General features: G+C 68.6%; 22 protein-coding genes. 9 read left to right on the forward strand and 13 right to left on the reverse strand.

Annotated features, from left to right (window positions below):
• Nucleotides 1-115: 115 nt before the first annotated feature.
• Both GOAMR_RS15265 and GOAMR_RS15270 read right to left on the reverse strand, forming a co-directional pair.
• On the reverse strand, nucleotides 116-349 hold the full coding sequence (locus GOAMR_RS15265) for a hypothetical protein (RefSeq protein WP_005189651.1): 234 nt from the start codon (nucleotides 347-349) through the stop codon (nucleotides 116-118).
• Nucleotides 346-1746, reverse strand: coding sequence for a PspC domain-containing protein (locus GOAMR_RS15270; protein ID WP_005189653.1), 1401 nt, complete (start codon nucleotides 1744-1746; stop codon nucleotides 346-348). The genes GOAMR_RS15265 and GOAMR_RS15270 overlap by 4 nt, the downstream gene beginning before the upstream one ends.
• 238 nt (nucleotides 1747-1984) lie before the next feature.
• On the opposite strand from GOAMR_RS15270, the gene GOAMR_RS15275 reads away from it, so the two are divergent.
• Both GOAMR_RS15275 and GOAMR_RS15280 read left to right on the forward strand, forming a co-directional pair.
• A complete protein-coding gene (locus tag GOAMR_RS15275) occupies nucleotides 1985-3256 on the forward strand; it encodes an ATP-binding protein (RefSeq protein ID WP_005189656.1) in 1272 nt (423 codons plus the stop codon).
• Entirely contained in the window at nucleotides 3253-3936 is a 684-nt protein-coding gene (locus GOAMR_RS15280) for a response regulator (RefSeq protein ID WP_005189658.1), read from the forward strand. Before GOAMR_RS15275 ends, GOAMR_RS15280 begins: the two co-directional genes overlap by 4 nt.
• A gap of 15 nt (nucleotides 3937-3951) precedes the next feature.
• Here the strand turns inward: GOAMR_RS15280 and GOAMR_RS15285 are convergent, their stop codons facing one another.
• A complete protein-coding gene (locus tag GOAMR_RS15285) occupies nucleotides 3952-5217 on the reverse strand; it encodes a serine/threonine-protein kinase (RefSeq protein ID WP_040515459.1) in 1266 nt (421 codons plus the stop codon).
• Between the two features lie 76 nt (nucleotides 5218-5293).
• Between GOAMR_RS15285 and GOAMR_RS15290 the strand changes: the two genes are divergently transcribed.
• From GOAMR_RS15290 to GOAMR_RS15300, 3 genes are all read left to right on the forward strand, one after another.
• Complete coding sequence (locus tag GOAMR_RS15290; protein WP_040515461.1) at nucleotides 5294-6379, forward strand: Rv2578c family radical SAM protein; 1086 nt, start codon at nucleotides 5294-5296, stop codon at nucleotides 6377-6379.
• A gap of 211 nt (nucleotides 6380-6590) precedes the next feature.
• Nucleotides 6591-7397, forward strand: coding sequence for a DnaE2-dependent mutagenesis accessory factor ImuA' (imuA', locus tag GOAMR_RS15295; RefSeq protein ID WP_005189663.1), 807 nt, complete (start codon nucleotides 6591-6593; stop codon nucleotides 7395-7397).
• Between the two features lie 68 nt (nucleotides 7398-7465).
• The gene (locus GOAMR_RS15300) at nucleotides 7466-9046 is read left to right on the forward strand and encodes a Y-family DNA polymerase (protein ID WP_005189665.1); all 1581 of its coding nucleotides are present in this window, start codon (nucleotides 7466-7468) and stop codon (nucleotides 9044-9046) included.
• A gap of 83 nt (nucleotides 9047-9129) precedes the next feature.
• Here GOAMR_RS15300 and GOAMR_RS15305 read toward each other — a convergent pair whose 3' ends face one another.
• The 6 genes from GOAMR_RS15305 to GOAMR_RS15330 all read right to left on the reverse strand — a co-directional run bounded on the left by GOAMR_RS15305 (nucleotide 9130) and on the right by GOAMR_RS15330 (nucleotide 15224).
• The gene (locus GOAMR_RS15305) at nucleotides 9130-10545 is read right to left on the reverse strand and encodes an ABC transporter permease (RefSeq protein WP_005189669.1); all 1416 of its coding nucleotides are present in this window, start codon (nucleotides 10543-10545) and stop codon (nucleotides 9130-9132) included.
• Nucleotides 10542-11333 carry an ABC transporter ATP-binding protein gene (locus tag GOAMR_RS15310; protein ID WP_005189671.1) on the reverse strand — a complete coding sequence of 264 codons (792 nt, stop codon included), beginning with the start codon at nucleotides 11331-11333 and terminating at the stop codon, nucleotides 10542-10544. Before GOAMR_RS15310 ends, GOAMR_RS15305 begins: the two co-directional genes overlap by 4 nt.
• Nucleotides 11334-11465: 132 nt before the next feature.
• Nucleotides 11466-12107: a response regulator gene (locus GOAMR_RS15315; RefSeq protein ID WP_005189674.1), complete on the reverse strand. Its 642-nt coding sequence runs from the start codon at nucleotides 12105-12107 to the stop codon at nucleotides 11466-11468.
• The gene (locus tag GOAMR_RS15320) at nucleotides 12104-13267 is read right to left on the reverse strand and encodes a sensor histidine kinase (RefSeq protein WP_005189678.1); all 1164 of its coding nucleotides are present in this window, start codon (nucleotides 13265-13267) and stop codon (nucleotides 12104-12106) included. Before GOAMR_RS15320 ends, GOAMR_RS15315 begins: the two co-directional genes overlap by 4 nt.
• Nucleotides 13268-13373: 106 nt before the next feature.
• A complete protein-coding gene (locus tag GOAMR_RS15325) occupies nucleotides 13374-14324 on the reverse strand; it encodes an arsenic resistance protein (RefSeq protein WP_040515462.1) in 951 nt (316 codons plus the stop codon).
• Nucleotides 14325-14426: 102 nt separating this feature from the next.
• Nucleotides 14427-15224 carry a heavy metal-responsive transcriptional regulator gene (locus tag GOAMR_RS15330; RefSeq protein WP_005189683.1) on the reverse strand — a complete coding sequence of 266 codons (798 nt, stop codon included), beginning with the start codon at nucleotides 15222-15224 and terminating at the stop codon, nucleotides 14427-14429.
• 148 nt (nucleotides 15225-15372) lie between these two features.
• Between GOAMR_RS15330 and GOAMR_RS15335 the strand changes: the two genes are divergently transcribed.
• On the forward strand, nucleotides 15373-18636 hold the full coding sequence (locus tag GOAMR_RS15335; protein WP_040515464.1) for an error-prone DNA polymerase: 3264 nt from the start codon (nucleotides 15373-15375) through the stop codon (nucleotides 18634-18636).
• 83 nt (nucleotides 18637-18719) lie between these two features.
• A complete protein-coding gene (locus GOAMR_RS15340) occupies nucleotides 18720-18947 on the forward strand; it encodes a DUF167 domain-containing protein (protein WP_040515466.1) in 228 nt (75 codons plus the stop codon).
• A gap of 26 nt (nucleotides 18948-18973) precedes the next feature.
• Here the strand turns inward: GOAMR_RS15340 and GOAMR_RS15345 are convergent, their stop codons facing one another.
• The 4 genes from GOAMR_RS15345 to GOAMR_RS15360 form a co-directional block, all read right to left on the reverse strand.
• Nucleotides 18974-21559 (reverse strand): AAA family ATPase, encoded by a 2586-nt coding sequence (locus tag GOAMR_RS15345; RefSeq protein ID WP_138943759.1) that lies wholly within the window; start codon nucleotides 21557-21559, stop codon nucleotides 18974-18976.
• 148 nt (nucleotides 21560-21707) lie between these two features.
• Complete coding sequence (locus GOAMR_RS15350) at nucleotides 21708-22649, reverse strand: serine/threonine dehydratase (RefSeq protein WP_005189692.1); 942 nt, start codon at nucleotides 22647-22649, stop codon at nucleotides 21708-21710.
• Nucleotides 22650-22674: 25 nt separating this feature from the next.
• Nucleotides 22675-23538 carry an enoyl-CoA hydratase/isomerase family protein gene (locus GOAMR_RS15355; protein ID WP_005189695.1) on the reverse strand — a complete coding sequence of 288 codons (864 nt, stop codon included), beginning with the start codon at nucleotides 23536-23538 and terminating at the stop codon, nucleotides 22675-22677.
• Between the two features lie 45 nt (nucleotides 23539-23583).
• The gene (locus GOAMR_RS15360) at nucleotides 23584-24048 is read right to left on the reverse strand and encodes a tRNA (cytidine(34)-2'-O)-methyltransferase (RefSeq protein ID WP_005189699.1); all 465 of its coding nucleotides are present in this window, start codon (nucleotides 24046-24048) and stop codon (nucleotides 23584-23586) included.
• Nucleotides 24049-24155: 107 nt separating this feature from the next.
• Between GOAMR_RS15360 and GOAMR_RS15365 the strand changes: the two genes are divergently transcribed.
• Nucleotides 24156-25016, forward strand: coding sequence for a bifunctional methylenetetrahydrofolate dehydrogenase/methenyltetrahydrofolate cyclohydrolase (locus GOAMR_RS15365; RefSeq protein WP_005189704.1), 861 nt, complete (start codon nucleotides 24156-24158; stop codon nucleotides 25014-25016).
• The gene (locus GOAMR_RS15370) at nucleotides 25013-25366 is read left to right on the forward strand and encodes a DUF3017 domain-containing protein (RefSeq protein WP_005189708.1); all 354 of its coding nucleotides are present in this window, start codon (nucleotides 25013-25015) and stop codon (nucleotides 25364-25366) included. The genes GOAMR_RS15365 and GOAMR_RS15370 overlap by 4 nt, the downstream gene beginning before the upstream one ends.
• Nucleotides 25367-25412: the final 46 nt, after the last annotated feature.

Below are 25412 nucleotides of genomic sequence, written 5' to 3' on the forward strand. Positions count from 1 at the left end.
CTCAACCTCCCGATTCGCGATGCCAGGTTAGGCAAACCTTGGTGTCACAGGGAGGGTAGCAGAGCGATTAGGCCGACCTAAGTTCCGGTTTGTCCGGTATTCGGGGGAGTTGCCGTCACCGACGGGTGGTCGACTTGCGGGCACCCGTCGCGATGAGGGTGATGCCGAGCAGTAGGCAGGCGCCCACGGCGATCTTGCCGATCGTGGCGGCGTCGTCGATGGCGGGGGAGCCGGCGAGCACCCACACCGCCACCGCTATGGCGCTCAGCCCGATGATCACGAAGCCGGGTGCGCGCTGTCCCGCGCCGGCGGGTGCTGTTCCACCCGTCTGGGGGGTGTTGCCGGTCATCGCCGAACCTCCACATCTCCGAAATCAACTGCGGCGTCGATGGTCAGGACGGGACTGCCGGGGCGGGCATCGCCGCGGGAGAGTCCGTCGGGGCACGTCGTGTCGCCGACATCGGCCGAACACGTGACATCGATCGCCATGTTCTTGGGCACGATGATGTCGATCTCGCCGAGGCCGCCGCGGACCTTGACCGCGCGGTCCCTGGTGAGGGTCACCCCGGTCAGATCCAGTTCGCCGTTGCCGACGGTGAAGGAGTACTCGGGACGGATATCGTTCTCGCTCTGCGGTTTCCACGATCGTTCCCCGACCCCGCCGCCGGGTAGCCGCTGCCACTGCATGTCGGCGGCCGCGGCCAGCACCAGACCGGCGCCGAGCAGGACGGCGATGGTCGCCAGGCCCGTTGCGTGCCCGCCGGTGGGACGCCGGCGCAGTGCTGAGACGGTCAGCCCGGCACCGATAACCGCCAGCGCCAGGGCCGCGATGCGGACAGGCGTGAACCATTGCGCGCCGGCGAGATTGGCCGCGATGCCCCCGGCCGCGGTCAGGATGGCCACCCCGAGAACCATCGGGGTCCACGCGGACCGGGTCGCTTCGGGTGAATCCTGTTCGGGTACAGAAGGTTCGGGAAGGTCCCAGGCGAACGGAGCTGCGCCGAGGGGATCCCATGACGGGGGCATGGGGGGTGTGACCTCGGGCGCGGCCGGGTCGGGGGTCTGTGCGTTCGTCGCCGGTTGTGCCTGGGTCTGCGTCCCGGCCGGCGACCAGGGCGGCCGGCCGGTGCCCGTCGGTGGGTGGCCGGTGCCCTGAGTCGCGGCGGTGGTTGCCGCGTACATGGGCGACGCGGACCCCGCGGGCTGGTAGCCGTCGGTCATATCGCGCGGGGTCCAGCGCTGGAAGGAATGCGCGGCCATCGCGGCCGGTGCGGGCAGCGGCGCCTGGTAGTTGTCGGCGCCCGTGCCCTGCGGCGACACCGGGGTGCGGCGATACAGCAGCCACCACCCGGCGAGCATCAGGATGGTGCCCATCAGTCCGCCCGAACTCCAGGTCTGCGAACCGAACCCGAACACGAAGTGGATCGCGAGGACGATCGCCACCAGCAGGATCAGATTGTGCCGGCCATGCCCGTGCCGCCCGCCGCGGCGAGGCCCGCCACGTGAGATGTCGCCCCGGCCGCCGATCTTGGCACGTCCGCTGGTGCCGGGAAAGGTCAGCCAGGCGACCGCGTAGAGAAGGATGCCGCTGCCGCCGAACAGTGTGGCGACGACGAACGCGACCTTCACCAGCGTCGGATCGATCCGGTAGCGCGCCCCGATGCCGGAACAGACGCCCGCGACCGTGCGGTCGGCGGGGCGCACCGGGCGGGTGACCCACATCTGTTCGAACTGCTTGGTGTCCATGGCACCAATACTGTCGGTGCCGTGCCACCGCCGGAATCGGGTAACACCCTGAGATCGTCCCTGATGTGCCGGGGTCCCCGATCGTGCCAGTATCGATGGTGTGAGTCGTCGCAGAAATCGTGCTCGGCGCGCAGTCCGGGCGAGGCCGCCGGCCGCGCTCTGGAGCCCTCGTGGGTTCACGTCGTCGCCGGAGGACACCGGAACCTTCTCACCCACGGGTATCCGGGTACCCGGTCCGGTGCAGGTGGACGCGACCGCCGACGAACCGCCGAAACTCGTCCGGCGCAACGGCGGCCGGGTCATCGGCGGCGTGGCCGGTGGACTGGCCGATCACCTGGGCGTCGACGTGTTCCGGGTCCGTGTCGTATTCGTGCTGCTGGGCGCGCTCGCCGGGGCGGGTGTCGCGGCGTATGTACTGCTGTGGTTCCTTTGCCCGCTCGGCGACGACGCCGAGCGGGTCTCGCCCGCCGAACGCCGGCAGGCCTACGGTCTGGCGCTGGTCGGCCTGGTCGTGTCGATGCTCGTCGGCATCGCGGCGGCCGGCACCCCGCTGGCCAACCTATTGCCGTTCCTGGTGGTGCTCGTCGGCGCCGGGGTGGTGTGGCGCGAGTTCGACGCACCGGTCACCAGCCGCGGCACCTGGCGGACGTGGGCGCGGCTGACCGGTGGCGCGGTGGCGGTCGTTGGCGGGCTGGCGGTGGTGGTCCTGGTCGGCGACCCCGACGTCGGCAGGCTCTCGACGACGCTGCTCGCGGTGGGCGTGACCCTGGCCGGTGTGGTGATGCTGACGGTCCCGCTGTGGATGCGGATGTGGCGTGCGCTCGGTGAGGAACGCGCCGCCCGCATCCGCGACGCCGAACGCGAGGAGATCGCCTCCCACCTGCACGATTCGGTGTTGCAGACCCTCGCGCTGATCCAGAAGAAGGCCGGCAAACCCGATGAGGTGGTGCGCCTGGCGCGCAGCCAGGAACGGGAACTGCGCGGCTGGCTGTTCGGTGATCCCGCCCAGCACGGCAGTTCCCTCGCCGCCACCCTGACCAGCGTGTGCGGCGAGGTCGAGGACGACTACGGCATCGAGGTCGACGTGATCACCGTCGGCGACCTGAGCCCCGACGACGAACCGGGCGCCGAGCAGCGCCGCCGGTGGGCGGGGCTGGCGTCGGCGGCACGGGAGGCCCTGATCAACGCCGCGAAACATTCCGGCGAACGCAAGGTGTCGGTGTACTGCGAGGTCACCGACGAGCAGGTCGAGGTGTTCGTCCGGGATCGCGGTGTCGGCTTCGACCCGGATGCGGTGGACGGCGACAGGCAGGGACTCGTACGGTCGGTGCGGGGCCGGATGGACCGTTTCGGCGGGTCGGCGACCATAGACTCGGCCCCGGGTCGGGGCACCAATGTGGTGCTGAGAATGCCCCGGGCCGATAACGACACCCCAGACAGAGACCACACCCCGGACACGGACGACACGGCGGTACTATCGCGCACCGGGCGGCAGGAGGAGGACCAGTGACCACAGACGCCACCGAGGGCGCGGGGACGTGCACGGTGTTCCTGGTCGACGACCACGCCGTGTTCCGGTCGGGAGTGCGGGCCGAACTGGCCGGCGAGAACGGTCTGCGCATCGCCGGTGAGTCCGGCACGGTGCCCGAGGCCGTCGACGGGATCGTCGCCTCCCGCCCCGATGTGGTGCTGCTCGACGTGCACATGCCCGGCGGTGGTGGTGTCGCCGTATTGCGCGGCGTGCGTGACCGGCTGGGCGAGGATGCCCCGGTGTTCCTGGCGCTGAGCGTGTCCGACGCCGCCGAGGATGTCATCGCCACCATCCGGGCCGGTGCCCGCGGCTACGTCACCAAGACCATCGACGGTGCCGAACTCGCCGACGCGGTGCGTCGCGTGGCCGACGGTGACGCTGTGTTCAGCCCACGCCTGGCCGGATTCGTGCTGGACTCGTTCACCGGCCGCTCGTCGGTGCCCGAACCCGCCCTCGACCCCGAACTCGACTCGCTGACGCGTCGCGAGATGGAGGTACTGCGCCTGCTCGCCCGCGGCTACACCTACCGCGAGATCGCCGAGGAACTGTTCATCTCCATCAAGACGGTCGAGACCCACGCATCCAACGTGCTGCGAAAAACCCAGCAGTCCAACAGGAACGCACTCACCCGCTGGGCCGCCACCCGCCACATCGGCTGAATATCGGAGCGGTGGCTACTTGAGGAGGGCGATCAGAAGGATCGCCACACCCGCCAGGACGACGAAGAAAGCGAACACCGACAGCGCCAGGGCGGTGGTCGAACTCTGTTGCTGGGGGCGGGGTTCGGGGAACGCGCCGGTCATCCGGTTGGGCATGCCGGTGTGGCCGTGGGTCGGGAACCGGAGGCGGTCCGACGACATCGTCGGCGCGTAGGCGGCATGGGTGCTCTGGGCTGTCGACGGGAGCGGCCTGGTGCCGGACGGTGCCGTGCCGGCGGTTCCGGGCTGGGTGCCGGACGGGTTTCTGGTGGGCGAGGCCTTGCCCGCTGCCTGCGGCCGCGGCTTCTGCATCCAGATCGGCAGCGCCCCATCCTTTTTGGTGAGCACGCCGGTGAGGATCTGATCCTTGCTGGTGTGCGTGGCCGCGGCGGCGACGGCTGCGAGCTCGTCGCGTGCCTGTGCCATCGTGGGCCTGCGGGCCGGTGCCGGTTCCAGGAGTTTACGCAGGATCGGTTCGAGCGCACCGGCTTTGGTGATCGGATTGATCTTGGCGCGGGCCACCTTGTGCAGCAGGGCGAGCGAGTTCTCGTCGACGCCGAACGGCGGCAGGCCCTCGAGCATCGTGTAGATGGTGGCACCGAGGGAGTACACGTCCGAGGCCTCCGACGGCAGCTGGCCGCGGGCCACCTCCGGCGCGAAATAGGCGGGCGTGCCGGTGACGATGCCGGTCTGGGTGAGGCTGACATCGTCCTTGGCGTGCGAGATACCGAAGTCGGTGATCTTCACCAGGCCGGCGTTACGGCCGGTGCTGGCGATCAGGATGTTGCCCGGCTTGATGTCGCGGTGGATGATGCCCGCGGCGTGCGCGTCGACCATCGCGTCGGCCACCTGCGCGCCGATCTGTGCCGACTGCGCGACATCGATGGTGCCGGTGGCGTGCAGGATCTGCGCGACGCTGCGCGAGGGCAGATACTCCATCACCAGCCAGGGTTCGCCGCTGTCGAGCGCCACGTCGTGCATGGCGATCGCGTTGCGGTGCGAGAGCCGGGCCGCGATCCGGCCCTCACGCATCGCGCGCTGCCGGATCGTGTCGGCCGTGTCCTCGCTCAGGCCCTCGGTGGACACGACCTGTTTGACGGCCACCTCACGGTCGAGGAGCTGATCACGGGCCAGCCACACCGTGCCCATGCCGCCACCGCCGATCCTGGACAGGAGGCGGTATCGCCCGGCGACCAGGTACTGGGGACCTGGCACGCGGGGGTTGTCGGCAACCGATGGCATGGCTGCATAATAGCCGTGACGCGGACCGTGAGTGCCCACTGTTGACAGTGAGTCGTACATATGTTCGACTTTGGTGATGCGATGGGCGGATCAAGAGGTGTCAGTGGACGGGGTGCCCGTCGACGACGGCGCGTTGCCCGGCCTCCAGCGATCGGGACTCGTGCGGTCGGTGCGCTCGCCGGACTTCGCGGGCATCACCTTCCATGAGGTGCTGGCCAAGAGTGCGCTCAACAAGCTGCCCGAGGGGTCGCAGCTGCCGTTCCGGCATACCGTCAACACCTTCCGGGGCTGTTCGCACGCCTGCCGGTACTGCTTCGCCCGCCCCACCCACGAGTACCTCGACCTCGACGCGGGTGCTGACTTCGACTCGCAGGTCGTGGTCAAACTGAATGTGGCCGCGGTGCTGCGCAAGGAACTGCGCCGCCGGTCGTGGACGCGGGAGACGGTGGCGCTGGGCACCAACACCGACCCCTATCAGCGGGCCGAGGGGCGATACCGGTTGATGCCCGGGGTGATCGCGGCGCTCACCGAGTCGGCCACGCCGTTCTCGATCCTCACCAAAGGCACGCTGCTGCGCCGTGATCTGCCGTTGCTGCGGCAGGCGGCGGGCAAGGTGCCGGTGAGTATCGGCATCTCGCTGGCACTCATCGACCCCGACCTGCAGAAGACGCTCGAACCGGGCACACCGTCGCCCAAGGCACGGCTGGCGCTGATCCGCGATGTCGCCGACGCCGGGTTCGCCCCGCACGTGATGGTCGCGCCGGTACTGCCGTACCTCACCGATTCGGCTTCCGATCTGGACGGGCTGCTGGGTGCACTCGCCGAGGCCGGGGCGTCGGGGGTGACGGCGTTTCCGTTGCACCTGCGCGGTGCGACCAAGCCGTGGTTCCTGGACTGGCTGGCCACCGAACATCCCCGGCTGATCCCGCGCTACCGCGGTCTGTACGGCCGGGGCGCGTACGTCACCAAGGAGTACTCGGCGTGGCTGCGTGACAGGATGGCGCCGTTGGTCCGCAAGCACGGGCTCGGCGATTCCGGTGGGCTGTACGGTGCTGCCAGCAGTGGCAGGGTGGCCGCTTCGCGGGAGGTGGGCATGACCATCGCCGCCGAGCGGGCGCTGGTGGCCGCACCCGAACTGGCCCAGGCGCTCACCCTGTTCTGACGCCCACCACTGCGTGCCGGCACCGAAAAACATATGTTCACCTGCGACGACGGTACATTGTCGGAGCCTTCGTCTACGATCAAATCCATCGAAAGTTTGTTCGACTCATGCGGAGGTCGGGCAAGGTTTCGTCTCCCGGGGTGACCGCTCCGGGATGCGCAGCATCTTCCCTGTACGCGCGCCACACGCACACCGGGTATGAGGAGGAACGATGGGTGACCGACTGACGATCGCGGGACGTGGAGCGGCCAGACGGCAGGCCGACGCAGACCATGCGGCCCGGATCGCGCAACTGCGCCGGCAACTGGCCGTCATGTCCGGACAACCCGACAGGTTGTCCGCGGAGCGGCCGGATCTCCCGGCGATCCCGGTGCCCGTAGCGCTGGAGCCGCTGTTCCCGGCCGGCGGGATAGCCGGCGGGGAGGTGGTCGCCTGCGACGGTGCGCGCTCGGTGCTGCTGTCGTTGATCGCGTCGGCGTCGGGTGCGGGCAGGCGGATCGGCATCGTGGGTATGCCGCGTCTGTGTCTGCTGTCGGCGGTCGAACTGGGTGCCGATCTGTCCCGGATCGCGACCATCCCGTATCCGGGCACCGATCCGGTGGAGGTGGCCTCGGTGCTGCTCGACGGGATGGATGTGGTGGTGCTGAACCTGGCCGGGGCCTCGGTGGCGCCGTCCCGCGCCAAGGTGCTGACAGGGCGGGTGCGTAAGCAGTCGTCGACGCTGATCGTCACCGGTGGAACCTGGCCGGGGGTGCGCACCAGCATCGACGCCGAGGTCACCGGATACCGGAACAGTTTGTCCCACAGTATTTCCGGTCACGGAACGGGGCGTAGCGGGATGGGCCGGATCGGTGGGATGCGGCTTCGGGTCACCGCGCGGACCCGCGGCCGGTGCCGCAGCAGCGTCGACGTCGAGCTGGTCGCCGCCGGATACGGGGCGGCACGCCGCGTCGTCCTGGCGCACACCGGCGGGTATCCGGTCGTGGCCGCCGATCCGGTGCTGGAGGTGGCCAACTGATGGGTGCTGTCACATCACCGGTGGAGCCGTCTGGCGCGGTTCCTGATCCACAGGAGCCGGCACTCAGGGTGTCGGCCCAGAGGGTGCTGGCGCTCTGGTGCCCGGACTGGCCGGCGAGCGCTGCCGCCGCGGACTCGAATCTGGCGCCGGACGTGCCGGTGGCAGTGCTGCACGCCAATCGGGTGGTGGCGTGCTCGGCGTCGGCGCGGCGCAGCGGGGTGCGCCGTGGCATGCGTAAACGGCAGGCGCAGGCGGCGTGCCCGGAGATGGTGCTCGCCGGTGCCGACGCCGACCGCGACGGACAGCAGTACGAGCCGATCGTGGCCGCCGTGATGGAGGTGGTGCCGGTCGTCGAGGTGTTGCGCCCGGGGCTGCTGGTGATACCGCTGACCATGTCCTTGTGCCGGCATCTCGGTGATGAGCAGGTGATAGCCGAACGACTGACTGATGTCGTCGGATCATGCGGTGCCGAGGCGCTGGCCGGGATCGCCGACGAGATGTTCACCGCGGTGCTCGCCGCCCGGCGCGGTCAATGCGTCGAGCCCGGCGGCGATGCGGCGTGGCTGGCGCCGCTGCCGGTGGCCGAGCTGGCCGTCGAACCCTGCTTCGGTGGGCCGGAGCGCGCCGAACTGGTGGATCTGCTGCGCCGGCTGGGTATCACCACGATCGGCGTGTTCGCCGGGTTCCCGATCCGCGATGTGGCCACCCGGTTCAACGCCGATGCCGTTGCCGCGCACCGCCTGGCGAATGCCGCGCCGGCCCGTGGACCGGTGGGCGGGCGCATCGAAGAAGATCTGGTGATCGAGTACGACTGCGATCCGCAGATCGACAGGGTCGACGCTGCGGCTTTCGTGGGCCGGCGCCTGGCCGACGAACTGCACCGCCGGCTGGCGGCGGTGTCGATGTCCTGCACCAGGCTCACCGTTGAGGCGGTCACCGAACTGGGGCAACGGCATTCACGGACCTGGCGGGCTGTGACACCGTTGACCGCTGACGATATGGCCTGCCGGATCCGCTGGCAGCTCGACGGCTGGCTCACCGGTGGCCGCACCACCCGGGATCACAGGACTGATGTGCGGCGGCCGGATTCGCCGATCGCGCTGCTGCGCATCGACCCGGTGGAGGTGATCGACTCCGGCACACTGCATTACACGCTGTCCGGGTACGGTCTGCCCGAGTCGGAGATGGACAGCGAGCGCGCTCGGACGGCACTGGCCCGGGTCCAGGGGCTGCTCGGCGGTGACGCGGTCAAGATCCCGGTGCTCAGCGGCGGCCGGGGACCGGCCGACAGGATACGGCTGGTGACCCTGGGTGAAGATCCTGTGCCGCAAGGTGATCCGCTCGCCCCGTGGCCGGGGCGGCTGCCGCAGCCCGCACCGGCGACCATGACCGAGGTCGCGGTGGCGGTACTCGACCCGGAGGGCGACCCGGTGCGGGTGTCGGCGCGGGGCGCGTTCAGTGCCGAACCCGCGCTGGTCGTCGGCTCCCGGAAATGGTCGGTGCGGTGGTGGGCCGGGCCCTGGCCCACCGGCCTCGACGCGGACGGCACGGAGGTCAGTGCCCGCGCCCAGATCCTCCTCGACGACTCCCGCGCCCTGCTCCTCCACTACCGCGAAGGCTCCTGGACCATCGAGGGCATCTACGAATAATGTTCCCGCGCAATGGTTTCCTTCGACACCAAACGGATCGGCTCGGCGTCGAAGGAAGCCATTGCGCGGGAAGGGGGCCGATATCAAGGGGTGGCCAGGGCGTCGACGGGGGAGACCGCGACGGCGCGGCGACTCGGGGGGAGTGCGGCGACCACCGCGAGTACGAAGGTGCCCGCGATGATGGCCACCAGCACACCCCAGGGCAGCCCGATCGGCATACCGGAGGTGAGGTGGCCGATGAGGGACTGTGAGGCGATGCTGCCGAACACGATTCCGAGGGTCAGGCCGCCCGCCACGGCGGTACCGGTCAGCGCCAGCGACTCACGGAAGATCATCGAACGCACCTGACGGGCGGTGAAACCCATCGCCCGCAGCATGCCGATCTCGCGGGTCCGGGAGATCACCGTCAGCGACATCGTCGAGATGAACCCGACGGCGGCGATGATCACCGAGATCGCGATGATGGCGACCAGCACCGTGGTGGTGATGTCCAGGATCTTGTCGTTGGTGGCGACCTGCTCGGGCGTCAGATCGGCCCAGTTGTGCCGCACCGCCGTGTGCAGCGACGTCATCCCGGCGGCGATGGAGGTGACCAGGGTGACGCCGATGAGCAGGCCGACGGCTGATCGGGTGGTCCGGGCCGGGTCGCTGACCGCGTTCTTGCGGGCCAGCAACGCGCTCGGGCTCGTGCCCACCGCGCGTCCGCACGCCGACACCAGACGCGGAACGATAAGCGGTGCGCCTATCAGGAACCCGGCCGACACCAGCGCGGACCCGAAGAAGGCCGCGAAAAATCCCGCTGTGGAGCCATTCTCACCCAGCCGGCAGGCGATACCCAGGATCACGGCGCCTGTGGCGACGACTCCGGCCGCCGCCACGAGACGCCACCTGGGCACCTCACGCCGCACGGTCTGTATCGCGGCCACCGAGGCCAGGGTGCGGCGGGTTCCCGCCAGCGTTGCCACGACGGCGGTACCGACGACGGCCACGGCCGCCGGGACAACCAGGAACGTGATCGTCGAATAGTCGGCATCCGGGATTTTTCCGTTGTGCACCAGGATGATCCGGGTGACATCGACACCCGCCGTGCCGACGGCGACGCCGATGACCGCGCCGGTCGCGGCCACCGCGGCAACCGCGCGGACCAGGCCGGAGCGCAGTTGTCTGCCGCTCGCACCGATCAGCCGGAGCAGTGTCAGTTGGTCGCGCCGGCCCGCGATGACGGTGTCGACGCCGTTGCTGATCACGATCGCCGACACGAACAGGGCGACCAGGATGAACACCGACGACACCGCGGACAGCGCCTGGCCGATCGGATCATCGCCCTCTGCCCGGCTGACGGTGTCGAGCAGGTCGGAGGCGCCCAGGAGTGCCGCGGAGTATGCCGCCCCGATACCGCAGACCACCCCCACCGTCGTCAGTTCACGCAGCGATCCGACCGTGAGTTTCGGGCTGGTCGCCGAGAGGCTCCCTTTCGTGATTTCCGCCGTCGTGGTCACTGCCGTGCCTCCTGCAGCCCGATGATGATCTCGGAGATCTGCCGCGGATCCAGGCCGCGGTGTTCGCCGACGATCCGGCCGTCGGCGAGCATCAGGATCCGGTCGGCGTAGGACGCGGCGAGCGGGTCATGGGTGACCATCGCGATGCCCTGCCCGTATTCGCGGACCGCGGTGGTCAGCAGTGCCAGTACCTCGCGGGCGGTGCGGGTGTCGAGGGCGCCGGTCGGTTCGTCGGCGAGGATGATCGACGGTCGGCTCGCCAGCGCCCGCACGATCGCGACGCGCTGCTGCTGCCCGCCGGACAGTTCGGCCGGCAGGTGGTCGAGGCGGTCGCGCAGGCCGAGCACCCCCACCAGATGGGCGATCCAGGCCCGCTGTTCGGGTGTGATCGGGCCACCGGACAGGACGAACGGCAGTGTGATGTTCTCCTCGGCCGTCAGCGTCGGGATGAGGTTGAACGACTGGAAGATGAAGCCGATGTGCTTGCGGCGCACCAGGGTACGTGCGGTGTCGTCGAGAGTGCCGATCGGGTCGCCGGCCAGCCAGATCTGTCCGCCGGTGATCTCGTCGAGTCCGGCGATCACGTTCATCAGAGTGGACTTGCCCGATCCGGACGGGCCCATGATGGCGGTGAACTCCTGTCGGTGCAGGTCGACCGACACGTCGCGCAGTGCGTGCACCGGGTTGGCCGGATCACCGTAGGTCCGGGAAACGTTCCGCAGGACGACCGCCGGGGCGGGCCGCTGGGTATGGCGGATGGGTGGTCCGGGGTGCGCGTGAATCATCATGCCGACAACGCTATTTCGGATCCGGGGCGGCTACATCGGCCCCGATGACCATATCCGGTACCCGGCCGGGATGACCGGTATACATCTCTGGATGTACGACGGTGTCCCGGTTGGGCTCCTGACCCGCGATGGTCAGACGAGATGGTGGTCGTAGGCGTAGACGACGAGCTGAACCCGGTCGCGCAGTGCGAGTTTGGTGAGGATCCGGGAGATGTGGGTTTTGACCGTGGCCTCCGACAGTACCTCGGCGTCGGCGATCTCGGCGTTGGACAGTCCGCGGGCGGCGCGCACCAGGATCTCCCGTTCACGGGGCGTGAGGGTCTCGTATTCGGGGCCGGGATCACCTGCACGAGCGCGGTGCCGTTCGAACAGATGCTGAGTGGCGGAGGCGGCCACCACCTGATTACCGGCGGCCACGGCACGGACGGAGGCGAGCAGAAAGTCGGGCTGGGCGTCCTTGAGGAGGAAGCCGCTCGCCCCGGCGTCGATGGCCGATGCCACCGCCTCGTCCTCGTCGAAGGTCGTGAGCACCAGGACTTTCGGAGCTTCGTCGCCGAGCCCGGACACCAGATCCCTGGTGGCGGTGATGCCGTCGATGCCGGGCATCCGCACATCCATCAGCACCACATCGGGCCGCACTGTGCGTATGCGTTCGGTCAGCCCGATCGCCGACGGCTCCTGCGCCACGACGCTCATGTCGGGCTGGCTGTCGATGATCATCGCGATGCCGCCGCGGAACAGCGGCTGGTCGTCGACGAGGCAGACGCGGATCATGCGGAAGTCCTTTCGGGGACGGTCAATTCGGTGACCCACAGCGCACCGTCCGGTGCCGCGGTGAGGGTGCCGCCCACGCGCTGAGCGCGCTCGGTCATGCCGACGATGCCATGTCCGGCTCCGCCCGGTGCGAGCGGATCGGCGGCGACGGTGTTGCGGACGGTGAGCGTGTAGCGACCGTCGCAGTGGTGTTCGGCGATGCTGACCGGCTGGTGCAGGTCACCGTATTTGAGTGCGTTGGTGAGTGATTCGGTGAGGATACGGAACGCGGAATCGGCGATCTCTGGGGCGATGTGCCCGGGTGATCCGGTGAGGTCGGTGATGGTCATGCCTGCCGCCCGCATGCGTTCGATGAGGCGCCGGCGAGCGGTGGCCGTCACCTCGACGGGTCTGTCGTCCCGACGCAGTTCCTCAAGGAGCCCCCGGACATCGCGCAGCGCCTCACGGGCGGTGTCGGCGATGACGCCGAGGGCGTCGTGTGCCGCGCCGGGGTCGGTGGCCATCGCGTACCGGGCGCCCTCGGCCTGGGCGACGACGACGGCCAGCGAATGCGCCACCACGTCGTGCATGTCGCGGGCCAGCCGGGTGCGTTCGGTCTGCTCGGCGTACAGGTCGAGGAGCCGTTTGCGTTCGAGTTCGGCGATGGTCTCGGCGACGCGGGCCTGTTCCACGGAATGCCGCTGGTGGCGGATGAAACCGGTCGCCCAGCCACCGCCGACGACGACCGCGCAGCCCAGCACGCCGATCAGGTGCCCGGCGGCCCTGTCGGCCAGCCCGTCATCGAGGCCGTAGACGAACGGGAACAGGATCCCGGCCAGTATCGATCCGGCGACGGCCACGGCCAGGGACCCGAAACGCACCCGCCGGTCGGGGTGGTCGCCGACCGTGTAGAAGAGGATCGCGTAGGCGGCGCACGGAAGCACCGCGATCCGCAGGTCGATCGACTGCACGGCCGCCGAGGCCAGTGCGCACACCATCATGGTCGACGGTGCGATCCGGCGGCAGGCCAGCGCCACCGTCACCAGTATCGCGGCCACCACCGACGAGGTGCCCTCGAACGCGTGGATGGGGATGGCGACCAGACCGAAGAGGGCGGCCACCACGATGTCGAAGGTGATGCTCCGCCGGGTGAGGCCGGGCGGTGCCAGGGGGTCGCGCATGACTACACCGTGCCAGGTGACGGTCCCGCGAGGTGGTGGACACGGCACCGGCGCGGGATATGCGCCGGTCCCACCCATCTGTCCTGCGTCAAGCTCTTGGCGCGTTTTACCTGTTCACAGCGTTGGGGAGGAGTCGCGGGATGATGCGGATGTAGGCCACCATTCCGATGATTTCTACGAGGGTTTGGGTCACGACGACAGCGGCGGCGAGTTCGTAGCCGGCGGGCAGTGCGAGAGCGAGGGGGAGAACGACGAGTGAGTTGCGGGTGGCGCCGGAGAAGGTGATGGCGCGGCTGGCCGGAACGTCGAGCCGGAACAGGCGGCTGAGGAGTGTGCCGGCGAACGCCATGATGATCAGGAACGCCACGTAGAACGGGATGACCGAGGCGACGTCGGTGAGGTTGTTGTCGAGTTTCGGGATCTGGGAGGCGACCACGACGGCGAGTACGGCGACCATCAGCGGCACCATCAGGGTGCTGGCGCCTGCGGCGACTAGGCGGCCGCTGCGGGCGCGGGCGGCCCAGGCTTGGGTGAGCCAGGCCAGGGTGAGTGGGATGACGATAAGGATGAGGAAGGCGTGCAGGAACGGTCCGACCTCGACGATGTCGGCGAGGTCGGAACCCATGAACAGCACGAGAAACACTGGCAGTAGCGCCATTTGAAGAATCAGCAGCAACGGTGTGGATGCCAGCAGGCGTTCACTGTTGCCGCCGGCGATGCCGGAGAACACGATGACGTAGTCCACGCAGGGCGTGAGCAGCACCAGCAGCACCCCGACCCGGATCGTCTGGTCAGCGGGCAGCAGCAGGAACACGGCGGCGACGACGATCGGGACGATGACGAAGTTGATCACCAACGCCGCGCCCACGAACCGGCCATCTTTGAGCGAGCGCAGTAGATCGGCGGCCGGTACTTGCAGGAAGGTGACGTACAGCAACCCGGCCAGGGCCGGGTTGATGGCGTGCTCGAGTGAGCTGCCGCTACCGGGTGCGGCGAAGCCGACAACACCACCAACGACCATCGCCGCCAGATAGATTGGGACTTGCCGGTGTTCCATCCAGGCGACGAGTCTTACAGGTCTGGCCACGAGTGAGGCCCTCCTTGCACGTGGTGGTGCCCGCACCATATGGCGCGGGCACAAGCGAGTTGGTTGGTCGAGCTAGTGACCGTTGGCTGGGATGGTTCCGAAGAGGTCGTCGAGCAGTGGTTGAGCTTCTTGGGGTGCGCGCACGTCGAGTGTGATCTCAGTGGCGCTCACGCCTAAGGTGAAGGTATAGAACGAGCAGCACTGCGACTCGGCGGCAATCAGTCCTGCCAGCGCCGCCGTCGTCGCAGCAGCGGCGGTGAAGTCGTACCGGACTCCCACCGTCGGTCCCGCGGAGCCCACCTCGCCACGGCTGGTTGCGGTGGACAGGATGTCGTGCCAGTCCTGGACCCGGTCGCCGAGTTCATCGCGACCCAGTGAGCACGCGATGGCCGGCGCTTCATCGACAACGTCTGCGTCAGCGGCAGTCAGACGGAGATCTCGACGCCCCGCCGGTAGCGGAGCAGGTGTGTCGATGAGACATCCGCAACCCGGTCTGCACGCGCCCGAGGGCGCTGGCCCGGCGAGACCCGACCTTATCGAGTGCAGTCGTTGGGCGAAGGCGGTCAGTTCCGCGATCCGCTGCTCGGTGTCAGCTAGCCGTTGATCGATCAATGGTGCCAGCTCGGTGCGCACAGACGCACACGCGCCGGACTGCCAGACCTGCAACAAGTTTCGGATATCATCGAGTGTCATACCCATTGCTTTTGCGGAGGAGATGAACTCCAGCCGGTCGACCGCGGTGTCGTCGTACATGCGGTAGCCCGACGGTGTGCGCTCAGCGGTGAGCAGACCGAGGTCTTCATAGAAGCGAAGCGTTGAGGCAGTCATTCCGGAGCGCTGCGCTAACTCCGAGATGCGATACGAACCCATGCACTCACGGTAAACCCTCAACTCGACTCGAAGGTCAAGCGCCGCAGCTCACCCTAGCTGCTCCGGCGACCCCTGTGCACGACCCTGCCAGAAAGTTTGACGCACTAGACCTCCAATGTATCGAAAATATGTTCGATACACTGGATGGGTGGGATGGAACAACGGGCCGCCGACCTGGTCGGAGATGGAGCGGGTGCTGTCGGGGCGGGCACCCGCTTCCGGTGGCCGGATGGCGCAGACATATGTGCCGGGCGACGGCAACGATTCGCCGGCCTGGTCACGCAAGCGGGGGGCCTTCGCGGCCGACGACGTCGAGCGGCGGGTGTCGGCGGTGGCCTATGCCGAACTGCACGCGCACAGTGCGTATAGCTTTCTGGACGGGGCGTCGATGCCGGAGGAGATGGTCGCGCAGGCGCGGGCACTGGACCTGAAGGCCCTCGCTCTGACCGATCACGACGGCTTCTACGGGATCGTCCGGTTCGCCGAGGCGGCCCGCGAGTATCAGTTGCCGACGGTGTTCGGGGCCGAACTGTCGCTGGAACCCGACGCCACCCGCACCGGTGTCCCCGACCCGCCGGGTGAACACCTGCTGGTGATCGCGCGCGGCGGGGAAGGGTATCGGCGGCTCTCGCGCACCATCGCCGCGGCCCACATGGCGGGCGGGGAGAAGGGTCTGCTGCGGTACGAACCCGACACACTGCCCGATGCCGCGGCCGGGCACTGGCTGATCCTCACCGGGTGTCGTAAGGGCGCGGTGCGCCGGGCGCTGGAGCGGGCGGGGATGCCAGCTGCACGCGCGGAACTGCACGCGCTGGTCGACCGGTACGGCCGCGACAATGTGGCCGTCGAACTGACCGCATCCGGGCTGCCCGACGACGACGAGCGCAACGCCGCCCTCGCGTCGCTCGCCGCGGCCTGTGGGGTGCCGACGGTGGCCACCACCGGGGCGCACTTCGCCGCACCGGACCGGCGGCGGCTGGCGATGGCGGTGGCGGCGGTCCGCGCCCGCACCGATGTCGACACCATCGAGGGCTGGCTGCCCGGGGTGGGTGGTGCGCACCTGCGCAGCGGCGACGAGATGATGCGCCTGCTGCCGGGCCATCCCGAGGCCATCGACAACGCGGTGGGTATTGCCGCCGACTGTGCCTTCGAACTCGGTCTCATCGCCCCGCAACTACCGCCCTTCGACGTTCCCGAGGGGCACACCGAGATTTCCTGGCTGCGGGAGCTGACGATGCGGCGCGCCCGGCGGCGTTACGGCACCCCGGCCGAACACCCGGCCGCGTACCGGCAGATCGAGCATGAACTGGCCGTCATCGCCTCGCTGAACTTTCCCGGGTACTTCCTGGTGGTCGCCGACATCGTCGACTTCTGCAAGGCGAGCGACATCCTGTGCCAGGGCCGGGGGAGCGCCGCCAACTCGGCGGTCTGCTACGCACTGGGCATCACCAATGTGGATCCGGTGGCCAACAAGCTGCTGTTCGAACGGTTCCTGTCACCGGCGCGCGACGGTCCCCCCGACATCGACGTCGACATCGAATCCGATCGCCGCGAAGAGGCGATCCAGTACGTGTACCGGCGCTACGGCCGCGACTACAGCGCCCAGGTGGCCAATGTGATCACCTACCGGGGGAAGTCGGCGATCCGGGACATGGCGCGGGCGTTGGGTTTCGCGCCCGGCCAGCAGGACGCGTGGAGCCGCAACCCCGACGAGGCGCCGGCACCGGTCACCGGGCTGGCGGGTGAGATCCTCGGCATGCCCCGGCATCTGGGCATCCACTCCGGCGGCATGGTGATCTGCGACCGGCCCATCGCCGACGTATGTCCCACCGAATGGGCCCGCATGGAGAACCGCAGCGTCCTGCAATGGGACAAAGACGACTGTGCCGCAATCGGTCTGGTCAAGTTCGACCTGCTCGGCCTCGGGATGCTGTCGGCGCTGCACTACGCCATCGACCTGCTGGCCGAGCACAAAGGTATCAACGTCGACCTGGCCAGGCTCGACCTGTCCGAACCTGCCGTGTACGAGATGCTGTGCCGCGCAGACTCCGTCGGGGTGTTCCAGGTGGAGTCGCGGGCGCAGATGGCCACGTTGCCGCGGCTGCGGCCACGCGAGTTCTACGACCTCGTGGTGGAGGTGGCGCTGATCCGTCCCGGCCCCATCCAGGGCGGGTCGGTGCACCCATATATCCGGCGGCGCAACGGAAAAGAGAAAGTGGCCTACGAACATCCATCGATGCGTAAGGCTTTGGAGCGGACCCTGGGTGTGCCGCTGTTCCAGGAACAACTGATGCAATTGGCCGTCGACGTCGCAGGATTCAACGCCGCCGAGGCCGATCAGCTGCGCCGGGCGATGGGTTCCAAGCGCTCTACCCGGCGCATGGAAGAACTGCGGGCACGGTTCTACGGCGGCATGCGGAGTCTGCATGGAATCACCGGACCGACCGCCGACCGCATCTACGAGAAGATGGCCGCATTCGCCAATTTCGGTTTCCCGGAAAGTCATTCGCAGAGCTTCGCCTCGCTGGTGTTCTATTCGGCGTGGTTCAAACTGCATCATCCGGCGGCCTTCTGCGCCGCCCTGCTGCGCGCTCAGCCGATGGGTTTCTACTCGCCGCAGTCGCTGGTCGCTGACGCCCGGCGGCACGGGGTGCTGGTGCACCGGCCGCATGTCAACGCGTCCCTGCCGTGGGCGACGCTGGAGAACGCGGGCACGCAGGTGCGGCTCGGCCTGGCCGCGGTGCGCGGTGTGGGAGACGAGGTGGCGCAGCGGATCGTCGACGAACGGGGCCGGGGCGGTGACTATACAGACCTCGAAGATCTGTCTCGCCGTGCCGCATTGGATATTCGACATCTTGAAGGTCTGGCGGGCGCGGGTGCTTTCGATTGTTTCGGGCTCAGCAGGCGTCAGGCGCTCTGGCAGGCGGGTACTGCTGCGGCGGCCCGGGCCGATCATCTACGGTTGGAGGCGTCGGTGCCGGCGCCGGTGCTTCCGGGTCTGTCGGAGGTCGAACTCGCCGCCACCGACGCGTGGGCCACCGGGATCACCCCGCACCTGTACCCGACGCGGTTCCTGCGGCCGCGTCTGGAGGCGATGGGCGTGATCCCCGCCGACCGGCTGCTGTCGGTGGCGGACGGCGCGCGGGTGCTGGTCGGCGGTGCGGTGACGCATCGTCAGCGGCCCGCGACGGCGTCGGGGGTAACCTTCATCAATCTCGAAGACGAGACGGGGATGGTCAACGTGGTGTGTTCGGTGGGCCTGTGGTCGCGGTACCGCGATCTGGCACACTCGGCACCCGCGCTGCTGGTACGGGGAAAGGTGCAGAACGCGGAAGGGGCCGTGACCGTGGTCGCGGACCGGCTGCAGCGGATGGACCTTCGGGTGGGGACCCGTTCCCGAGACTGGCAGTGACACAGACTGGCAGTGAGGCCGGCGGCACCGGCACCGACCGGTGCCCGCCCAGAGGAAACACGAAAACGACGATCGGGGAAGTGATGTCGCAGACCGTTGTGGTCACAGTGAAACCGAACAGCAGCAAGGGTCCGTTGGTGGAGGCCGACGAGGAGGGTGCGATCACGATCTTCGTGCGCGAACCCGCCACCGAGGGCAAGGCCAACAAGGCCGTGGGTGAACTACTCGCCAAACACCTCGGTGTGCCGAAGAGCAAGGTGGCGCTGATCGGGGGAGCAACCGCGCGCACCAAGCGGTTCCGGGTCGACTGAGCAGGGCCGGCTGAACCGGCCCCGAATCAGCCGTCGCGGTCCGTGAGCCGCACCGGCCGCCGGACCGGTGTGCCCAGGATCTGCGAGGACCGGTAGATGTGACCTTCGACGGTCCGCACCGACAGCACCAACCGCTCGGCGATCTCCTTGTTGCTCAGGCCCTGTCCGGCGAGCCGGACGATCTCCCGCTGTCGGTCCGACAGGCCGTCAGTCGACAGCGCGGTGCGCAGGGTCGGGGTGTCGGCGCCCGACCGGCCGGCGAGTTCGGTGGCGTATTCGTGGGCGGTCAGGCCCGCCCCGCTGCGGCCCTGCCGCCGGAACACCTGCACCGCCTGGGCCGCGGCGTCAACCGCCGCCGGAAGATCCAGATTCCCGGCGTGGGCACGCGCGGCCACCAGCAGCGCCTCACCGTCGGCCGCGGCCAAGGCCCGCGCATGGGCGAGGGTGTTGCGGGCGCGGGGAACCTCGGGCAACTCGTCGGCGAGCTGTGCGAGACGGTCGGTGCACGTCGTGTCGCCGAACCGGACGGCGTACAGCAGGCACAGCATCTCCGGGGTGAGCTGCCCGTCGATGTGGGCGCGTTCGGCCGTCGCCAGGGCGACGGCGGCGGCCACCGACGTCGCGCCCTCCATCGCGTGCAGCGACGCCTTCAGGATGCGCACCCGCGACATGCGGAACGCGAATCCGGCGCACTTGTGCGAGGTCAACCGGGACAACAACTCGCGGACCCGGTCGGGATCGCCCATGTTCGCCGCGACCTCGGCGGCGTTGAGACAGAACGGGAACCACATCTGCGGCGGGGACTGCACCGCGTCGAAAGCCGCCAGGGACCTGGCCAGCAGATCCGCCGCACCGGTCAGGTTGCCGACCGAGAACTGGGCGACACCCCCGAATCCGAGGATCCAGCCCTCGACATCGTCGGTGGATGCCGGTATCCGGTCTCTGAGCGCGTTGGCGATCTCCACGGCCACGGCCCCCTGGCTGCCCAACTGGCACGCGCGAATATGGATATCGCACAGGATCATTCGCCAGTACGTGCCCCACGGACTCTGGTCGGCGAGGGCGTGTGCGCGCAGTGCCACCTCGTGTACCGATGTCATCTGTCCGAGATCGGCGCGGGCGGCGATCTCGGACCAGTCCGCGGTGATGCGCGCGGTGTCACTCACCGGAGTGGCGTGGGCTACGAGCGTAGCCCCCTTGATCACCGCGCGTGGCCGGGACAGGACGGTGTCGTGCATCATCTGGGCCGCGATCATGCTCGCCGACATGTGTCCCTCGGCACGGGCCGCCTCGATCACCGCGACGGAGGCGGCGAGGTCGTTGCACGACCACAGCCGGTGGTAGTTCTCCTGCAGCAGCAGTTCGGCGCGTTGGACGTTGTCGAGATCGCTGTGATGCACCCGGACGAGTGCGTGTTCGACGGCTTCGGAGTCCCTCATCAGTGTCGACACGTGCGCCAGGAGCAACTGCGCGTCCACATAGTGCGCACCGGGACCGATCTGCGTCGCCAGTTCCTTCGCCAGTGGCAAGGCCGCCAGTCCGGCGGCCGCGACGGCACCCTCGAGAAGTATCTCCTCCCGTCCCTCGAACTGCTCGGCGGCCAGCGCCAGCACACCCTTGCTGCTGGCGACCTGCATGCCCGGGACCTGCTGGCGGTGCAGTTCGCGCACGAGCATCGCCCGCAGCCTCCGCATCCGGGTGGCGGTGGAGCCGGCCCGCCGCACCTCGCCGTACAGCGGATGAGCCAGCCGTACGCCGCCGTCGGCGCTGTCGTCGACGGTGACCAGGTGTGCGCTCTCGGCATCTTCGAGAGCGGTGGGAGCACATAAGGCCGTGATGACCGATACCGGGACCGGTTCGGCCAGTGCGACCAGGTCGACGACATCGGCGGTGTTCTCGGGAAGATCGCCGATCCTGGTGGACACGACGTCGATCAGGGACCGGGGCACCTTCACCGTGCCCGTCAGTTGCCAGCCCGACCCCCACACCGACCCCGTGCCCAGCGACTCGGGGTCGCTGAGCAGTTCGGTCACATACAGCGAGTTGCCCTGGGTCAGGCGCCACAGTTCGTCGCGTACCGACCGGTTGACATCGTCGCCGAGAGCTTCCCCGACGAGTTCGTCGACGGCAGTGCGGGAGAGTGGTTCCAGGTCGATGCGGAGCACTCCGGAGGTGCTCAGCGCTTCGGCGATCAGGGGCGTGGGCCGGCCGGCGGTGCGATAGCCGAGCACCACCCGGACCGACGGCATCGACATCAGCGTCTGCACGACGATCATCGACATCTGGTCGAGGACCTGGATGTCGTCGATGACCACCACCGACTCGCCGTCCCCCGAGGTGAACGTGTCGATGAGGGCCCGGATCCGCAGCAGCGGATCGATGATCACCGGGTCGACGTGCTCGGCGAATGCGCCCAGTGGAATGGCGGCGGCCGCCAAGGACGGATGCACCCACCGCAGGTCTGAATGGTCGGCGAGGGCCTCGGCGATCAGTCGCGTCTTGCCGATTCCGGCCGGGCCGGCGACCACGACGGTGGGTGCCGCATCGGCACGCAGCGCGTCCCTGATTGCGGCACACTCCTTCGCGCGCCCGACCATCGGCCATCTCTTCACGCCGTGATCGTAAGCGACAAAAAGTCTGTCAGATAAGCCAGAGTTGTCGCGGTTGGGTGAAATCGGTTGAGCGATCGACAGAAATGGTGAAATATCGGACAATTCGGGTGTTTCCGGTGGTCATGGGCCGGTACGCCGGGGGTTTCGCTCACATCCCGAGTCCGGTGTTGGCACCGCAGAGCACCACGCAGAGCGTCGAATCCGGGGCGCCGGTGACCTGACCGGTGGTGACTGCGGCCAGGGCGGCGGCCGTGCCGTGCTCGACGAGCAGCCGATGATCGTGCCACAGCGCGGTACGTGCCGCGACGATATCGTCGTCGCTCACCACGACACTCGACACGTCGTGGCGTCCGGCCACGGTCTGCCAGCAGATGCCGCCGACCTCGGTGGCGCCCAGCGAATCGGCGGCGATACTGTCGAGTTCCGTGGGCACCGGCCTACCCGCGGCCAGCGCCTGATTCAGGCACGACGCCCCGGCGGGTTCGGCGCCGACGATCCGGTCACCCGGCCGCATCCCCGAGGTCAGGCCGGCGATGAGGCCACCACCGCCCACACACGTCACGATCGTCAGTGGCCCGCTGATGTCGTCGGACAGCTCAAGCGCGATGGTCCCCGCGCCGGCGACAATGTCGGGCAGGTCGTAGGCGTGCAGCAGTAGTGCGCCGGACTCCCGTGCCATCGACGCGGCGGAGTCGGCGGCCACCTGATAGCGGTCGCCGACGAGGTGAACCCGAGCGCCCAGCTCGCGCAGCGCCGCGATCTTGACCTGGGGTGCGGTTTCCGGAACCACCACCGTGCACGGCACCCCCGCTATCCGGGCGGCGTGTGCGGCGCCGATCGCCGCGTTACCCCCCGACGCGACGAGAATCCCCGCATCGTCGTCCAACGACCCCTGCTCCTGTGCGTGCACTGTCGCGTTGAGGCTGCCGCGGACCTTGAAGCTGCCGCCGAGTTGAGTGAACTCCAGCTTGAATGCCACCTCGACAGGCCCGTCGACGGTGTCGATCGTGGTCCGCAGGACCGGAGTGCGCCGCACCAGACCCGAGATGCGCGCGTGCGCGGCACGGATGTCGTCAGCGGTGACCTTCATTCCGTTCAGGTTACGGGTCAGCGGTTCAGCGCGGCCCGCGGCTGAAGGACCGCGTGAGATCGCCGGTGCCGGTGCACATCACCTGCGTCCGGTTCTCGATATCCAGCGCGTGCCGCAGGTTCGGGGAGTCGACGGTCTGCCACATCGTCTCCTTGGTCATCCAGACCGCCAGCGGTGAATACTGCGCGATCTCACGGGCTTTCGCGATCGCTCGGTCCAGCGCGGCGCCTGGGTCGGCGAGTTCGAGGACCAGCCCGATGTCGACGGCCTCCTGGGCGCCGAACACCCGTCCGGTGAGCAGGAGCTCGGCCGACCGGGAGGCGCCGACGAGACGTGGCAGGTGATAGCTGACGCCCATGTCGCAGGCCGAGATGCCGTGCCGGATGAACACCGCGCCGAAGCTCGCCGACGGCGTCGCGTAGCGGATGTCGCAGGCCAGGGCCAGGGCGAACCCACCACCGACCGCGGCGCCGTTGACCACCGCGATCACCGGCTGCCGGAGCCGGTGGACCTTCTCGAACGCCGAGGCCATCAGTTCCTGTGCGGCCAGGATCGTCTCCACCGACGTCGGCGCCGACGCGGTGAGTGCGGCGTACGGGTGAGCGGTCAGGTCGGTGAGGTCGTCGGGTGCGGCCTTCATGTCGGCGCCCGCGCAGAAGATCGATCCTTCGCCGGTGATCACCACAGCGCGCTGCACCGGGTCGCCGTTGATCGCGTCGAGCGCCCGGTGGAGCTCGGTCAGCGTCTGATTGTCGAGGGCGTTGCCGCGCCGCGGACGGTCGATGGTCAGCACCGTGATGACACCCGCGTCCCCGGTGTCATCGGTGTTGTCGATGGCGACGGGGATGTGTTCGATGCGCAGACCCGTGGGGGAGAGAGGGGAAGTCATCACCCACAGGTAGCAGATGCCCGGGCCTGGCAGACCCGGAAGTCCTCAGACGGCCCCGGCGAAGTCGTGCTGACGCCACGCCTCGTAGATGGCGATGCCGGTGGCGTTGGCGAGGTTGTGCGAGCGCCGGTCCGGCAGCATCGGGATCCGGACCCGGTCGGTGACGTGCGGATCGGTCAGCACCTCGTCGGGCAGGCCCGTCGGTTCCGGTCCGAACAGCAGTACGTCACCAGGTTGATAGGCGATGTCGGTGTGCCGCTTGTCGGCGTGCGCGGTGAACGCGAACACCCGCTCGGGCCGCAGGACGTCCCAGGCGGTCGTCAGGTCGGGGTGCACGGTGACATTGGCCATCTCGTGATAGTCCAGTCCCGCGCGCTTGACCTGGGCGTCGGTCATGGTGAAGCCGAGCGGCTCGATCAGATGCAGTTCGCACCCGGTGTTGGCCGCCAGCCGGATCGCGTTGCCGGTGTTGGGCGGAATGCAGGGCTGAAAGAACATGATCCGGAACATGATGCCGGTCAGCTTAGTGGCTCGCCCCGGCGCCGGCGCAGCCCGATGGCACCGGCGCAGGTGGCGGCCTGCGGCATCGCGCGGAGCGGAAGTGGAACAATGGCCGGGTGAGTGCGATACGACTTGACGGTAAGACCACCCGCGACGAGATCTTCGCCGATCTGAGCGTGCGGGTGGAGAAGTTGCGGGCCGAGGGAATCGTCCCCGGACTGGGCACCATCCTCGTCGGCGACGATCCTGGTTCGCACTCGTATGTCAAGGGCAAGCACAACGACTGCGCCCGCATCGGTGTGGAATCCATCCGCCGCGACCTGCCCGCCGACATCACCCAGGATCAGCTCAACGCCGTGATCGACGAGCTCAACGCCGATCCGGCCTGCACCGGCTACATCGTGCAACTGCCGCTGCCCAAGCACCTCGACGAAAATGCAGCGCTCGAACGCATCGATCCGGACAAGGACGCCGACGGGCTGCATCCGATCAACCTCGGCAGGCTGGTGCTGGGCAAGGAGTCGACGCTGCCGTGCACCCCGCGCGGTGTCATCCACCTGCTGCGCCGCTACGACATCCCGCTCGACGGTGCCCGGGTGACCGTAGTCGGCCGCGGTGTCACCATCGGCAGGCCGATCGGGCTGCTGCTCACCCGGCGCAGCGAGAACGCCACCGTCACCCTCTGTCACACCGGCACCCGCGACCTGGCCGCCGAGGTGTCGCGCGCGGACATCGTCGTCGCGGCGGCGGGAGTCGGCCATCTGATCACCGCCGACATGATCAACCCGGGTGCCGCCGTCATCGATGTGGGCGTCAGCCGCAACGAGCAGGGCCTCGTCGGCGACGTCGCCCCCGACGTATGGGATGTAGCCGGTGCGGTCTCCCCGAATCCAGGTGGAGTCGGCCCGCTGACCAGGGCGTTCCTGCTGGTGAACGTCGTCGAACGGGCCGAGGCGCAGCTCGCCGCACGCCGATGACCGCACAGACGCCCGACACCCCGCCCGTGCTCTCCCCGCCGGACGACGAACACCCGCGGGCGGGAGCGCTGCGGACTGTGCTCGTCGAGCTGCCGTACCTGCTGGTGTTGCTCGCGGCGCTGATCGCGGCCATCCTGGTGACCTTCGACCGATGGCGGCGTGGGGTTTTCGTCCTCGGTTCGGCCCTATTGCTCGGTTCACTTCTGCGGGCTCTGCTGCCCTCGCAACGCGCGGGATTACTGCAGGTCAGAGGGCGTCTGTTTGATTCGGTACTGATGGCGTCCGCGGGTGTCGCAGTACTTTGGCTGGCCACGTCAATCGACTCTTTGGGCACGGATTCATTACAATAGGATCTCGAACACCCCCAAACGATCGGGAGATCGCATCACTTCTCCA

The organism is Gordonia amarae NBRC 15530 (genome assembly GCF_000241345.1).
Classification (GTDB): Bacteria; Actinomycetota; Actinomycetes; order Mycobacteriales; family Mycobacteriaceae; genus Gordonia; species Gordonia amarae.